Annotated in this window: 13 protein-coding genes; 5 read left to right on the top strand and 8 right to left on the bottom strand. The window is 72.9% G+C overall.

The features are described 5' to 3' along the window. The first annotated feature begins 227 nt into the window (after nucleotides 1-227). The 3 genes from AC2XR2_RS25430 to AC2XR2_RS25440 are packed head-to-tail and all read left to right on the top strand — an operon-like array spanning nucleotide 228 to nucleotide 2,007. A complete protein-coding gene (locus tag AC2XR2_RS25430) occupies nucleotides 228-737 on the top strand; it encodes a helix-turn-helix transcriptional regulator (RefSeq protein ID WP_491516392.1) in 510 nt (169 codons plus the stop codon). Next, nucleotides 734-1,168, top strand: coding sequence for a VOC family protein (locus AC2XR2_RS25435; protein WP_381298025.1), 435 nt, complete (start codon nucleotides 734-736; stop codon nucleotides 1,166-1,168). The genes AC2XR2_RS25430 and AC2XR2_RS25435 overlap by 4 nt, the downstream gene beginning before the upstream one ends. Then, nucleotides 1,159-2,007, top strand: a complete 849-nt coding sequence (locus AC2XR2_RS25440) for a class I SAM-dependent methyltransferase (RefSeq protein ID WP_491518498.1) — start codon at nucleotides 1,159-1,161, stop codon at nucleotides 2,005-2,007. Before AC2XR2_RS25435 ends, AC2XR2_RS25440 begins: the two co-directional genes overlap by 10 nt. Before the next feature lie 40 nt (nucleotides 2,008-2,047). Here the strand turns inward: AC2XR2_RS25440 and cseC are convergent, their stop codons facing one another. The 5 genes from cseC to AC2XR2_RS25465 all read right to left on the bottom strand — a co-directional run bounded on the left by cseC (nucleotide 2,048) and on the right by AC2XR2_RS25465 (nucleotide 6,558). Next, nucleotides 2,048-3,382 carry a two-component system sensor histidine kinase CseC gene (cseC, locus tag AC2XR2_RS25445; RefSeq protein WP_449352484.1) on the bottom strand — a complete coding sequence of 445 codons (1,335 nt, stop codon included), beginning with the start codon at nucleotides 3,380-3,382 and terminating at the stop codon, nucleotides 2,048-2,050. A gap of 15 nt (nucleotides 3,383-3,397) precedes the next feature. Further along, complete coding sequence (gene cseB, locus AC2XR2_RS25450) at nucleotides 3,398-4,102, bottom strand: two-component system response regulator CseB (protein WP_330265218.1); 705 nt, start codon at nucleotides 4,100-4,102, stop codon at nucleotides 3,398-3,400. Nucleotides 4,103-4,184: 82 nt separating this feature from the next. Continuing rightward, nucleotides 4,185-4,862, bottom strand: coding sequence for a hypothetical protein (locus tag AC2XR2_RS25455; RefSeq protein WP_381298031.1), 678 nt, complete (start codon nucleotides 4,860-4,862; stop codon nucleotides 4,185-4,187). Further along, the gene (locus tag AC2XR2_RS25460; RefSeq protein ID WP_123762307.1) at nucleotides 4,847-5,389 is read right to left on the bottom strand and encodes a SigE family RNA polymerase sigma factor; all 543 of its coding nucleotides are present in this window, start codon (nucleotides 5,387-5,389) and stop codon (nucleotides 4,847-4,849) included. Before AC2XR2_RS25460 ends, AC2XR2_RS25455 begins: the two co-directional genes overlap by 16 nt. Nucleotides 5,390-5,610: 221 nt before the next feature. Continuing rightward, nucleotides 5,611-6,558 (bottom strand): HhH-GPD family protein, encoded by a 948-nt coding sequence (locus AC2XR2_RS25465; RefSeq protein ID WP_381298033.1) that lies wholly within the window; start codon nucleotides 6,556-6,558, stop codon nucleotides 5,611-5,613. A 347-nt stretch (nucleotides 6,559-6,905) separates the two neighbouring features. On the opposite strand from AC2XR2_RS25465, the gene AC2XR2_RS25470 reads away from it, so the two are divergent. Continuing rightward, on the top strand, nucleotides 6,906-7,763 hold the full coding sequence (locus tag AC2XR2_RS25470; protein WP_491516393.1) for a hypothetical protein: 858 nt from the start codon (nucleotides 6,906-6,908) through the stop codon (nucleotides 7,761-7,763). A gap of 43 nt (nucleotides 7,764-7,806) precedes the next feature. Here AC2XR2_RS25470 and AC2XR2_RS25475 read toward each other — a convergent pair whose 3' ends face one another. The 3 genes from AC2XR2_RS25475 to radA form a co-directional block, all read right to left on the bottom strand. Continuing rightward, entirely contained in the window at nucleotides 7,807-9,306 is a 1,500-nt protein-coding gene (locus tag AC2XR2_RS25475; RefSeq protein ID WP_491516394.1) for an FG-GAP and VCBS repeat-containing protein, read from the bottom strand. Between the two features lie 180 nt (nucleotides 9,307-9,486). Next, nucleotides 9,487-10,611 carry a DNA integrity scanning diadenylate cyclase DisA gene (gene disA / locus AC2XR2_RS25480; RefSeq protein WP_028810200.1) on the bottom strand — a complete coding sequence of 375 codons (1,125 nt, stop codon included), beginning with the start codon at nucleotides 10,609-10,611 and terminating at the stop codon, nucleotides 9,487-9,489. Between the two features lie 81 nt (nucleotides 10,612-10,692). After that, nucleotides 10,693-12,102, bottom strand: a complete 1,410-nt coding sequence (gene radA, locus AC2XR2_RS25485) for a DNA repair protein RadA (RefSeq protein ID WP_053853352.1) — start codon at nucleotides 12,100-12,102, stop codon at nucleotides 10,693-10,695. 206 nt (nucleotides 12,103-12,308) lie between these two features. On the opposite strand from radA, the gene AC2XR2_RS25490 reads away from it, so the two are divergent. Next, nucleotides 12,309-13,997, top strand: coding sequence for a BACON domain-containing protein (locus tag AC2XR2_RS25490; protein ID WP_491516395.1), 1,689 nt, complete (start codon nucleotides 12,309-12,311; stop codon nucleotides 13,995-13,997). Nucleotides 13,998-14,055: the final 58 nt, after the last annotated feature.

Below are 14,055 nucleotides of genomic sequence, written 5' to 3' on the forward strand. Positions count from 1 at the left end.
TCGCAGTGCCTGGGCCCTTCGCCGGTTGGGGTCTGTGCCGCCCTCGCAGTGCCTGGGCCCTTCGCCGGTTGGGGTCTGTGCCGCCCTCGCAGTGCCCGGGCCCTTCGCCGGTCGGGGCCCGCGCCACCCTCGCCGTGCCCGGGCCCTTCGCCATTCGGGGTCTGCGCCACTCCCGCCTCTCACCATGTCCAGGCCCGAAGTCAGTCCCCCGTGCCACCATCGGACCCATGGACAGGACCCGCCAGTTGCGGCTCGCCAAGGACGCCATGGATCGCGACTGGGCCGATCCGGACCTCGACCTGGACGCCGTCGCCGCGCACGCCGGGTACTCGCGGTACCACTTCCTCCGCGCCTTCAAGGAGTCGTACGGCGAGACACCCGGGCAGTACCTCACGCACCGCCGGATCGAGCGGGCCGAGGAGATGCTGCGAGGGGCCGACCTGAGCGTCACCGAGATCTGCCACCTGGTCGGCTTCAGCAGCCTCGGCACCTTCTCCGCCCGCTTCAAGACCCGCACCGGGCTCACCCCGAGCGAGTACCGCACCCAGCACGTGGGCCGCGGAGCCGCCCTCATCCCGGGCTGCTACGCCATGCTCTGGGCCGGCGGATTCCCGACGGCGAAGGCCACGGCGAAGCCCGCGCAGAGCACCGCAACATCGGAGAAGCGCCCCGGCCGCCCCGCTGCCTACGGTGAGGAACAGGACAGCGGAAGCGGACCGGAGGGAACAGAGTCATGATCCTGGGGCTGGGCATCACCACCGTGTGGACCTTCGACCAGCAGCGCACCAAGGCCTTCTTCACCGAGAAACTGGGCTTCGAGGTGCGCAGCGAGGTCTCCATGGGCGACATGAAGTGGGTCACCGTCGGGGCGAAGGGCCAGGAGGGCGTCGAGCTCGCCCTGATGCACCTGGACGGGCCGGGACTCGACCCCGAGTCCTCGGAGGCGCTGAAGAAGCTGGTCGGCAAGGGCGTGATGGGCGCGGGAGCGTTCCGCACCGACGACTGCCGCGCCGACTACGAGACGTTCCGCGCGCGCGGGGTCGAGTTCATCCAGGAGCCGCAGGAGCGGCCGTACGGCATCGAGGCGATCTTCCGCGACGACAACGGCAACTGGTTCTCGCTGACCCAGCGCCGCGAGGAGCTGGACTTCTCGAAGGACTGGGCGTGACGCAGGACGCGGCCGACCACACGGCCGTACGGGTCGCCCTCTGGCGGGCCCTGCACGTCCGCGCGGATCCGCCGCCGCATGTGCTGGAAGACGAGATAGGGCTGCGGATCGCCGACCCCCCGGACGACGGCTGGCGGGCGCGGCCGGACATGGACGTGGACGCCACCCGCCGTACCCGGGCGTCGATCGTGGCCCGGACCCGGTTCGTGGAGGACCTGGTCCTGGAGCGGGGTGTGGAGCAGTACGTCGTCCTCGGCGCCGGACTCGACACCTTCGCGCAGCGCCGGCCGGAGTTCGCCGAAGCCGCCGGGCTGCGGGTCTTCGAGGTCGACCGGCCCGGCCCGCAGGCCTGGAAGCGGCGGCGGCTGGAGGTGCTCGGGTTCGGCGTCCCCGAGTGGCTGCGGCTCGTGCCGGTCGACTTCGAGGCGGACTGGTGGGGGCGGCTGGCCGAGGCCGGGTTCGATCCCGGGCGGCCCGCGGTGGTGGCCTCCACGGGCGTCACCATGTACCTCACGCGGGAGGCGAACGCCGAGACCTTCCGCCTGGTCGCCGGGCTGGCTCCGGGGTCCGTGTTCGTCACGACCTTCATGCGGCCCATGGCGGACGTCGAACCGGAGCAGCGCCCGCAACTGGAGGCGGCGGTACGGGGAGCGCGGGCGGCCGGCACGCCGTTCCGCACCTTCTTCCGGCCACCGGAGATCCTCGCCCTGGCCCGCGATTCCGGCTTCCGCGAGGCCCGGCACGTGCCCGTGGAGGAACTGGACCGCCGGTACTTCGAGGGGCGCACGGACGGCGTACGACCGTCCAGGGGCGAGGAGTTGATGCTGGCCGGCACCTGAGGCCCCGGCGGGCGGCCGGAGGCCCACCGGGAGCGCGGGGCTACGGCAGCAGCGGGTAACTCCCCGTCGCCGTGGGCGCGTGCTCCGGCAGCCAGAGCACCGCCACCGCGCCCTCCGAGGGGACGCCCTCCGGCGCCCCGGCCGGCCGGACGTTGCGGAACGTCAGCCGCGCGCCCAGCACCCGCGCCTGCCCCGCCGCGATGGTCAGCCCCAGCCCGTGGCCGTGCCCCGCCCGGTCCGCGCTGCCCGTGCGGAAGCGGCTCGGGCCGTCGGCGAGGAGGTCCTCGGGGAAGCCGGGCCCGTGGTCGCGGACCCGGATGACGCGGCCCTCGACGGTGACCTGGATCGGCGGCTTGCCGTGCCGGGCGGCGTTGGCGAGGAGGTTGAACAGGACGCGCTCCAGGCGGCGCGGGTCGGTGGTGACCTCCGACTCGTGCACCACCCGGACCTCGATCTCCGGGTCCTTCACCGCCACCCGGCGGGCGACGAACTCGCCGAGCAGGATGTCCTGGAGTTCGGCCCGCTCGGAGGCGCCGTCCAGGCGGGCCACCTCCAGCACGTCCTCGACGAGGGTGCGCATGGCCTTCGCGCGGTCCAGGACCAGCTCGGTGGGCCGGCCGGGCGGCAGCAGTTCCGCCGCCGTGAGCAGCCCCGTCACCGGTGTCCGCAGCTCGTGCGCGATGTCCGCCGTGACCCGGCGCTCGGCCTCCAGCCGCTGCTGGAGCGCGTCCGCCATCGCGTCCACCGCGCTCGCGAGGTCGTCGGTCTCGTCCTGGACGACCCCGCCGATCGCGTCCCGGACCCGGACGTCCGTCTCGCCCTTGGCCATCTGGTTCGCGGCGGCCGCCGCCTTCCGCAGCCGCCGGGACAGCTGCCCGCCGATGAGCACGCCGAGCGCGCTGCCGCCGAGGACGACCGCGATGGAGCCGATCACCAGGGCCTGGTCGAGGTCGTTGAGGATGTCGGTGCTGCGGTCGGTGAACCCGGTGTGCAGGGACAGCACATGCCCGCCCTTGACCGGGACGGCGGCCCAGATGTCAGGACCCCGGTCGGACCGGTCGGAGACGAAGGTCGCCCGGCGGCCCTCCTCGACCTTCCGGCGCAGCGGGGGCGGCAGATGGCGGTCGTCGACGGCGATGCTGGGGAAGTTGGGCTTGCCGGTCAGCTCGTAGTTGCGCTGGGCGATCTGGATCCGCTCGTCGGCCAGGTCGCGGGCGTTGTCCAGCATCGAGACGCGCGCCGCGTTGTGCACGACCAGGCTGAGCGCGACCGCCACCAGCGCGCCGACCAGCGCGATGGCCGCGCTGAGCTTCCATCGCAGCCCCGTCCGCATCACCACGCGGTCGCTCACCGGGTTCCGAAGGATCCCCCGCATACCCCGGGCCCCCGCTCAGGCCTTCAACTTGTAGCCGAAGCCGCGGACCGTCTCGATCCGGTCCTGGCCGATCTTGGTCCGCAGCCGCTGCACATGGACGTCGACGACCCGGGTGTCACCGCCCCAGCCGTAGTCCCACACCCGCTCCAGGAGCTTGTCGCGGGACAGCACCGTGCCCGGCGCGGAGGAGAACTCCAGGAGCAGCCGCATCTCGGTCGGGGTGAGCGCCACCGGCTGCCCGCCCTTGCGGACCTCCATGCCCTCGGTGTCGACCTCCAGCTCGCCGAAGGTCAGCAGGCCCCCGGCATCGGGGCCGGCGCTGTCCTCCCCCCGGTCGGTACCGCCCGCGTGCCCGAAGCGGCGCAGCACCGCGCGGATCCGGGCGACCAGGACGGCGCCGTCGAAGGGCTTGGTCACGTAGTCGTCGGCGCCCGCCTCGAGGCCCAGCACCACGTCGATCGAGTCGGCCCGCGCCGACAGCATGATCACCGGCACGGTGGACTCGTCGCGGATACGGCGGCACAGGCTGACCCCGTCCAGGCCCGGGACCATGACGTCCAGCAGGGCGATGTCGGGGCGGTCGGCCCGGAAGGCCTCCAGGCCGGACAGTCCGTCGGGCATGGCGGTGACCGCGAAGCCGTCCCGCTCCAGGGCGAGCTGGGTGGCCTCGCGGATGACGTCGTCGTCCTCGACGAACAGCACGTGGGTCTGGTCTGCCATCCGGGTGCTCTCACTCTTCGGTGTCGTTGCGGTCACTGGGGGATCGTTCCGGGCGGCCCGATCGGTTCGCCGGACGCGCGACTCAGCTGTCGGGCGCCGGTGCCGGGTCCGTGCCCACGACTCCGCTGTAGTCGCTGTGCGTCTTGTACACCGTGGTGAACTTCCCCGCGACCCAGCGGTAGGTGACCACGTTCTCGCCGGACGGGGCCGACACCGGGTCGCCCTTCTCGTACACCTGCTTGGTCACCACGAGGTCGCCGCGGTCGATCTCGGCGTAGACCGGGGGCTCCTCGGCCTGGAAGACATTCTGGTACGAACCGTCCTGCTCGCGGTACACGTACGAGCCGACGCCGACCAGATCCGCGCAGGTCACGACGTTGACGACGACGTCGTCGGCGGAGCCGCCGGTGAGGTCGCCGTAGGAGAGGTCGACCGGGTACTCGTCGGCGACGCAGGGCTTCAGATCGCGCTTGACCGCCTCGGAGACCTTCGGGTCCGACTTGAGGAGGGCGACCGCGGAGGTGCGGTCCAGACGCGGTGAGGACACGAGGGACGGCGCGGCCGAGGACCGGGCGCCGGTCCCCGCGACCGCGTGCGCCGGGCCCTCGTCACGGGTGCCGGTGCCGCCGGTGGCGCAGGCGGAGACGAAAAGGGCGAGGGCGGCGAGCACGGCCACCGCCGTACTTGCCGCCTGGAGAATCCCCCGGACCGGAGCCGGGTCCGATCTGGGGGGCCCGGGTTCGGTCAGGCCGCCGCGCAACGCTCCCGCTCCTCACGCTCCAGCGCGCGTGCGTCCAGGTCGCGGGCCTCCAGCTCCTCGCGGAGCCGGGCGAGCGCCCGGTGCAGCGTGCTCTTGACCGTTCCGACCGACATGCCGAGGGCCGCGGCCGTCTCCTCCGTGGACATCTGCTCCCAGTGTCGCAGCACCACGACACTGCGCTGCTTGGGAGCGAGCACCTTCATGACGTCCATCAGCAGGGCGCGGTCCGCGTGCTGCTCGGTGGAGTCGTCGACCGAGGCGTCCGGGAGCTGCTCGGTCGGCACCTCCTCCAGCTTGCGCGCCCGCCACCACTCCGTGCGGGTGTTGATCATCACCCGGCGCAGATAGGCGTCCGCGAGCCGCTTGTCCTCGATGGTCTCCCAGCGGCCGTACGTCCGTACGAGCGCCGTCTGCAGCAGGTCCTGCGCGTCGACCGGGTCCGGGACCAGGCGGCGTGCGCTGCGCAGCAGCGCGTCCTGCCGGGTGCGGACGTACTCCTCGAACTCGAGCACCTCGCCCTGCGCCATGTCGACCGCCTCCTGCTTTCCCCGTGTGTCCCTCGTGGTCCGCGCCCGGTTCCGCCGGGCACGCAGATGAAGCTACGGAGCTGTTGTCACGGCGTTGTGCGAAGCAGCGCGCGGCTGGCACTCGGCTGTCCGTCGGTTGTGTAACGGAAGCCGAAAAGGGGTAAACCGGCGCGGTTGTTTGCGCCGGTTCAGGGGGATTCGCCGGTTGGTCCTCCGTAGGACTACGTCAACGGCAGCCGATACAAACCACCCGTGAGGGGCTCCACGAGCCCGTCGGCGACCAGTCCGTCCAGCGCCCGCGCCCGCTGTACCGGCTCGTGCCACACCCGGTCGAGGGCCGCCTGCGGGACGGGCGCGTGGGCCTCCCGCAGCACGGCGAGCAGCTTGCCGCGGACCTGGCGGTCGGTACCGGCGTACGTCTGTCCGCGCCGCGGCGGCCCGTCGTGCCCGGGCTTGCCCGCGAGCCGCCAGGCGCACTGTGCGGCGATCGGGCAGCGCTGACAGCTCTCGTTCCTGGCCGTGCACACGAGCGCGCCGAGCTCCATGGACGCGGCGGCCCACCGGGCGGCGGTGCTCTCGTCCTGCGGCAGCAGCGCGCGGGCGAGCCTGCGCTCGGCGGCGGTGGTCGCGTTCGGCGGGTACTGCACGCCGGTCACCGCGCGGGCGAACACCCGCCGCACATTGGTGTCCAGCACCGCGTGCCGCTGCCCGTACGCGAAGGAGGCGACGGCCGCGGCCGTGTACTCGCCGATGCCGGGCAGCGCGAGCAGCTGCGCGTGGTCCGTCGGTACGTCACCGCCGTGCCGTTCCGTTATGGCGACCGCGGCGCCGTGCAGCCGCAGCGCCCTGCGCGGATAGCCGAGCCGCCCCCAGGCGCGCACGGCCTCGCCGGGGGCCTCCTGGGCCAGGTCGGCGGGGCGGGGCCAGCGGGCCAGCCACTGCTCGTAGACGGGCAGCACCCGGCTCACCGGAGTCTGCTGCAGCATGAACTCGCTGACCATCACGCCCCAGGGGCCGGCCTCCGGGCGCCGCCAGGGCAGGTCCCGGGCGTGCTCGTCGAACCAGTCGATGACGGGGGCGTGCAGGTTCTCTCCGTGGGGGGTGCCGGCGGGAGGGGTGCCGGTGTCGTCGGCGGGGCGGCTGGGCGAGGGCTTCGTGGGCGCAGTCATGGCCTTCCGATCCTGCCATGCCGGAGCAGGCGGACGGGCGTTCTGCGGGGCCGGGTCGGACGAAACCGGCACCACCGGAAGCCGTGGCCAGAGGTGCAAGGGACACGATCGCGAACACGCCGTCCGTCCACGTCACGACGGCGGGCCGTCACCCGCCCGGGGGGACCTCGGCGGTCACGCACCGTAGGCAGGAGGTCCGTACGGTCACACTCCGCCGTCGAAACGTGTCACGCCTGGCTACTGGCGCCCCTGGAACGGCAGTTGCCGGAATGATGATCCGGAAAAGTTGTGGCGCCGGGCGGCGGGTGAGGGCGGCGAACCCACCGATCTCTCGTACAGTTTGCGCCGTGGGATCTCTGCGCAATCCGGTCGGGCCGCTTCCCTCCTCCATCTACTGGCGACGGAGGGCCGTCATGCTGTCCGTCCTCGCCGTGCTGGCGCTGCTGATCGCATGGATCGTCAGCTTCGGCGGCGGAGGCGACAAGAACGGCGCCGACGGGGGCAACGACAAGAATCCCTCCCCCTCGACGATCACCCCCGGACCGTCCGGCTCCGGGCCCGCGATCAGTCAAGCCCCGGGCGGCCGCGACGAGTCGACGACCGGCGGGGACACCTCCGGCGGCGGGGGAACGGGCGGCGGGGCAGGCGGCGGTGCCGGTGACGGCTCCGACGTGGGCGCCGGCGGTTCCGGCGGTGCGGGTGGCACCGGCATCGGCGGTTCCGGCGACGCGGGAGCTGCCGGAGGCGGCGCCGCGGGCTCCGGGGTGGGTCAGGGAGACACCCTCCCGGCCGGCTCCGCACTCCCCAACTGCACCGCGAGCGCATTGAAGTTGACCGTCCGCAGCCAGCGCAACGCCTACGACCCCGGCCAGACGCCCACCCTGCTGCTCACCGCCACGAACTCCTCCGGCAGTGACTGCAAGGTCGATCTCGGCCCGAAGAACGCGGTGCTGACGATCACTCAGGCCGACTCGGACGACACGTACTGGTCGTCCGCCGACTGCCCCAGGACGGCGGGGAACCTCGTCTTCCGGGCGCCCGCGGGCAGCAGCATCACCTACACCGTGAAGTGGGACCGCAAGCCGAGCGCCGCCCAGTGCGCGACGCCTCCGGCCGGTTCCGCGAGCGCGGGGACCTACCTGGTCGAGGTGAAGGCGCCCGGATACCCCACGGCTCAGGCCTCGTTCGTGCTGGAGAACGACTGAGACTCCCCGGCGATCCCGCGGGGGGTCTCCGTCACGGTCGGTCCTAGTCGGCGAAGAGCGCGCCGAACTGGGGGGTGCCCGAGGTGGAGACGCCCACCGCGGTCACGGACAGGGCCCGGGAGCCCGTCGTGCCGATCTTCGTGCCGGTGGAGGGCAGGTAGGTCACCGCTCCGTCGCCGCCGTCCTCGTACGACCCGATGACCAGGTCGGCCTTGCCGTCGCCGTTGACGTCGTCGAGCTTGACGTCGGCGCCGAACAGGTCGTTCTTCTCGGAGGTACCGGGGACGCCCGTGGTGTTCTGCTCGAAGGACTGGAGGCCGGTGGAGGTGTTGACGCCGCTCGCCGAGCCGTACAGGACGGTGACCATGCCGGCGTTGGCGACGCTGCCGAGGTCCTCGCTCGGGGTGGAGACGACCAGGTCCTGGTAGCCGTCGCCGTTCACGTCGCCCAGGTCCAGGTCCCAGCCGAAGCCGTCGCCCTTCTCCGAACTGCCGGGCACATTGCCGGTGTTCTGCGTGATGCCGGTGGTCGAGGCGGGGCCCGACGCGGAGCCGTAGGTGATGCTGACCTTGCCGCCGTTCGCCGCGTCCGGGATGGTCTGGCCGTCGTCGGTGGTGGCGTCCCAGTCGGCGCCGGTGACGATGTCGCCGTAACCGTCGCCGTTGATGTCGCCGATCCCGGTGACGATGCCCGGCTTGAGGGTCTTGACGCCGGCGACGCTCAGGCCGTTCGCGGTGCCGGGCACGTAGTAGTTGGTGTTCCAGCCGTTCTCCGTCTGCGTCTCGAAGCCGTCGACCACCAGGTCGGTGCGGCCGTCGCCGTTCACGTCGCCGGCGGTGAGGTGCTCCGGGCCGTACGGGAAATCGGCCGAACCGGGCGCGATCGGCGGCTTGACGGTGTACCGGCCGCCGGGCTGGCCGGTGGTGCTGCTGAAGCCGCCCTTGTAGACGTAGAGCGTCGCGGACGAACTGCCGACGGCCAGGTCGGCCTTGCCGTCGCCGTCGAAGTCGCCGGCGGCCAGGGCCAGGCCCCAGTTGTCGTGCGAGGAGACGGCCGGGTCCGGTACGTCGCTCGCCTTGCCGGTGAGGCCGCTCGCCGAGCCCCACAGGATCGCGAGGGCGCCGCCGTCGGTGTCGGTGCCGACCTTCTCGTACGGGGAGGCCACGGCGAGGTCGTCGTAGCCGTCACCGTTGAAGTCGGCGTACGCGGTCGCGCCGCCGAACAGGTCGCCGGTCTCGGCGCTGCCGGGCACGGTGCCGGAGTTCTGGCTGAGGACCGAGCGCTTGGCCGAGGTGATGCCGTTGCCCTTGCTGCCGTAGAGGGCGACGACCTGGCCGGCGTTGGCGTGGCCGCTGACGGAGGCGCCGGGGGCCGAGGCCACCTCGTCGCCGATGCCGTCGCCGTTGAAGTCGGCCTTCGCGACCTTGAACGAGTCGGCGGCGGTGGCCGTGGTCACCGAGACCGTGAGCAGACCGCCCGTCAGCGCGGCAGCGGCGGCCGTCGCGAGGGCGAGTCGCAGGCTCGGGTGGGTTATGCGGTGCATGCGGGGTTCTCCTGCGGCATGCGGGGGATGCCTGGCGGGCATCCGCGTCGATGGGGGGCGAACCATCCGTGTTTGCCGGGATGTGTCTTCCGGGACACGGGCAGTTGGCGAACAGGAGACGTCCGGTGGGGCCCGAGGGTTGTATGAGGTACCGGTGTTCTACAGCTTTTTGGCGGGGCTTTACACGTACCGCTCCAGGATCGAGCTCTCCGCGAGGCGCGACAGGCCCTCCCGGACGCTCCTCGCCCTGGCCTCGCCCACTCCGTCGACCGTCTGCAGGTCGTCCACGCTGGCCGCGAGGAGCTTCTGGAGGCCGCCGAAGTGCTCCACCAGGCGGTCGATGATCGCGCCGGGCAGGCGGGGGACCTTGGCCAGCAGGCGGAAGCCCCGCGGGGAGACCGCGGAGTCGAGGGACTCGGGGGAGCCGGTGTAGCCCAGGGCGCGGGCCACGGTGGTGAGTTCGAGAAGCTCCGCGTGGGACAGCACGTTCAGTTCGTACAGGGCCTCGTCGACCGTGCGGGAGCGCTTCGCGGTGGGCTCGGGGACGTAGTCCCGCACGACCAGCTCGCGCTCCGGCTCCACGCCCGCGATCAGCTCGTCGAGCTGGAGGGCCAGGAGGCGGCCGTCGGTGCCGAGTTCGACGACGTACTCGGCGATCTCGGTCGCGATACGGCGGACCATCTCCAGGCGCTGGGCCACCGCCGAGACGTCCCGGACCGTCACCAGGTCCTCGATCTCCAGCGCGGAGAGGGTGCCCGCGACCTCGTCCAGGCGCAGCTTGTAGCGCTCCAGGGTCGCCAGCGCCTGGTTCGCGCGGGACAGGATCGCCGCCGAGTCCTCCAGGACCCGGCGCTGGCCGTCGACGTACAGGGCGATCAGGCGCATCGACTGGGAGACCGAGACGACCGGGAAGCCGACCTGCTTGCTCACGCGGTCCGCGGTGCGGTGCCGGGTGCCGGTCTCCTCCGTCGGGATCGTGGCGTCGGGCACGAACTGCACGCCCGCCCGCAGGATCTTCGACAGGTCGGAGGAGAGCACGATGCCGCCGTCCAGCTTGCACAGCTCACGCAGGCGCGTGGCCGCGAACTCGACGTCCAGGACGAAGCCGCCCGTGCACATCGTCTCCACCGTCTTGTCGAAGCCCAGCACGATGAGCCCGCCGGTGTTGCCGCGCAGCACCCGCTCGAGGCCGTCGCGCAGGGCGGTGCCGGGGGCCACGGCGCTCAGGGAGGCGCGCATCAGGCCATCGGAACCGGCACTCCCACCGGACTTTCCGGGAGCTGCTGCCCGGTCGTTGGCTGCCACTGCTCTCCTCCGGTCGCGGGGTCTGGGGCGCTCCCGTGTCGCACATTCGGTTCGTACGGACGGGCGAGACCAGGGCAAAGTCTACCGGCGGTCCTCCGCGTCCCGTGGGGCCTCTCGCCGACGCGAGCGCGGAAGGACCCTCAGGGCGTCCCCTATGTCCGCGACTTCCAGGACCTTCATGCCGGCCGGGACCTTGCCCGGATCGCCCGGAACGAGCGCGTGCGTGAAGCCCAGACGGTGTGCCTCGGAGAGCCTGCGCTGCACGCCCGTGACCCGTCTGACCTCGCCCGCGAGGCCCACTTCGCCGATCGCGACGAGGTTCTTGGGCAGCGGGGTGTCACTGGCCGCGGACGCCAGGGCGAGGGCCACCGCCAGGTCGGCGGCGGGTTCCGAAAGCTTTACGCCACCCACAGTCGCGGAATAGATGTCCCGCTTGCCGAGCGCGCTGATCCGGCCGCGCTGCTCCAGGACGGCGAGCATCATCGAGACCCGGGAGGTCTCCAGGCCCGAGGTGGTGCGCCGGGGCGAGGGGATCTGCGAGTCGACGGTGAGCGCCTGCACTTCGGCCACCAGCGGGCGGCGGCCCTCCAGGGTGACGGTGAGACAGGTGCCGGGGACCGGTTCGTCACGACGTGTCAGGAAAAGTCCGCTCGGGTCAGCGAGGCCCGTGATGCCCTCGTCGTGCAGTTCGAAGCAGCCGACCTCGTCGGTGGCGCCGTAGCGGTTCTTGACGCCCCGTACGAGCCTGAGGCGCGCGTGCCGGTCGCCCTCGAAGCTCAGGACCACGTCCACGAGGTGTTCGAGGAGCCGCGGTCCGGCGATCGCGCCGTCCTTGGTGACATGGCCCACCAGGAGGGTGGACATCCCGCGCTCCTTGGACGCCCGGATCAGCGCCCCGGCCACCTCGCGCACCTGGGCCATGCCACCGGGGGCGCCGTCGATCTCGGGGGAGGCCACCGTCTGCACCGAGTCGAGGATCAGCAGCGACGGCTTCACCGCGTCCAGATGTCCGAGGACGGCGGACAGGTCGGTCTCGGCGGCGAGATACAGGTGGTCGTCGATCGCGCCGATCCGGTCGGCGCGCAGCCGGACCTGGCTCGCCGACTCCTCGCCGGTCACATAGAGGGTGCGGTGCTCGTCACTCGCCGACTTGGCCGCCACGTCCAGCAGCAGCGTGGACTTGCCGACGCCGGGCTCGCCCGCGAGGAGCACCACCGCGCCGGGCACGAGACCGCCGCCGAGCACCCGGTCCAGCTCGGGCACGCCGGTGGAGCGGGCGGTGGCCTGGCGGCCGTCGACCTGGCCGATGGGCACGGCGGAGGTGGTGACACGGCCGGGGGTCGTCGTACGCACCGCGGGCGCGCCGTACTCCTCGATCGTGCCCCAGGCCTGGCACTCGGGGCAGCGGCCGAGCCACTTGGCCGTCTGCCAGCCGCACTCGGTGCAGCGGTAGGACGGACGCTCCTTGGCGGACTTCGTACGGGTGGCCATGCACGAACCGTAACGGCCGCCACTGACAACACCTCGTCCGCCCGACCGCCGGCCCGCGCCTCGGAGCGGGAACCGGCCATGTCACGCCGGGAACGAGCCACGGAATCCGAGGTTCCTGTCCCCTATTGAGGGATCGTTTCACCCGTACGGAGTAAAAGTGCTCAAGGTGCAGGAAGGGGCCATCTTCCGCCCCCTACGGTCCACGGATGATGAGCAGCACTCCGGAGACCTCGACCCGCACCACCGGCGCGCACCGGGCGCAACGGGAGGAGCGCGACCGCGGTGCCGCGCGCACGCTGGCGCAGCGGCCGCCCGCGCGCTACGAGCCGTATCTGGACGGCCTGTTCACCTACTGCCTGTCGGTGCTGTGCGACCACGACGCGGCCACCGCCGCCCTCGGTGACGTCCTCGCGCTCGCCGAGAAGCGCGGCGGCCCGGACGCGGCCGGCGACCGCAGGGCCTGGCTGTACGCGCTGGCCCGCTGGGCGTGTCTGCGCAAGCTGGCCGAGGCCAAGCAGAAACGTCAGGCCACCCACGCGGCGGGGCGTCACGGCCCCTCCCACAAGGCCGCCGAACCCCCGGTCGCCGAGGCCGTCCTGGAGGAGCGGCGCCGTGAACTGGCCCAGCTGGCCTGGCCGGAGGCGGCCGGTACGACGCCCGAGCAGCGCGAGGCGCTCGAACTCGCCGTACGCCACCACCTCGCCGCCCACGAGGTCGCCGCCGTCCTCGGCATGGACCTCGCCGGCGCCCGCGAACTGCTGGCCTCCGCCGCCTGCGAGGTCGAGCGCACACGCGCGGCCCTCGCCGTCGTCGAGACCGGCGACTGCCCGGGCGTGGCCCGGCTCACCGGCGACAACCAGTTCGTGCTCAGCTCCGCCCTGCGCCGCGAACTCGTCCGCCATGTCGACGACTGCCCCCGCTGCCGCCGCAGCGCCGAGCGCGCGATTCCCGGCCGCTGGCCCGGCGCCATGACCACGCCCGCCGAACTGCCCGTGCTCGAAGCCCCGCGCGCGGCCCTGCACATGGCGGTCGCGCACCCTCCACGCGCGCGTGGGGCCGGCGTGCCCCGCTTCGACCGGCGCGGGTTCCCGATGGACCCCAAGGACCGCGCGGCCCGCCGCGACCGCCTCCGCGCGCGTGCCGTCACCACGACCGTCGTCGCGACCGTGGTCGCCGCGCCCGTGCTCGCGCTGTGGGCCGCGTACCGGGGAGGGCCCGGCGAAGGTGCCGACGGTCACTCCGCCACCGCCAGCGAGGCGCACGGCCCCGGCAGCCTGGACGGCGAGACCGCGAGCGGCGGCTACCAGAACGCCGGCAACGCGTCCGCGAAGCCCGGCCCCCGCTTCACCAAGGACGGCCGGCCCGACGTCTCCGTGGAGGTCGTCAGCGTCGCCGGGGCCGGCAGGAAGGGCGCCGGGCACCTGGAGGTGGCCGCGGGCAACAGCGGTGACACCACCCTGGTCACCCTCACCGCGACCGGTGCCGCCCCGGTCCGCTGGTCGGCCACCACCGGCGCCCCCTGGCTCTACCTCAGCCAGTCCTCGGGAACCCTGAAACCCGGCCAGTCGTTGACGATCAAGGTGTACGTCGACCATCTGCGCGAGCCGTCCGGCCCCTGGAGCGCACGCGTGGCGATCGCACCGGCCGGCGCGGTGGTCACCATCCAGGGCTACGGCACGGCACCGACCCCGTCCGGCCCCGGCAGGCCGACGCCGTCCCCGACCGCGCCGGGCCCCAGTCCCACGACCTCGGCCCCCTCGAATCCCACCCCCAGCGACCCGCCGTCCTCACCCCCGACGCCGGACCCGACGCCGACGGACCCGTCCCCCTCCGACCCGCCGAGCTCGACACCGTCGCCGACGCCGAGCGACGAACCGAGCGAGTCGTCGTCGTAGCCAATGGGGGAGGGGCGAGGAGGGCGGTGGCGCATCGCGGGGCGGCCGGGGCGCAGGA

The organism is Streptomyces sp. LS-MS-L19, from assembly GCF_058382285.1.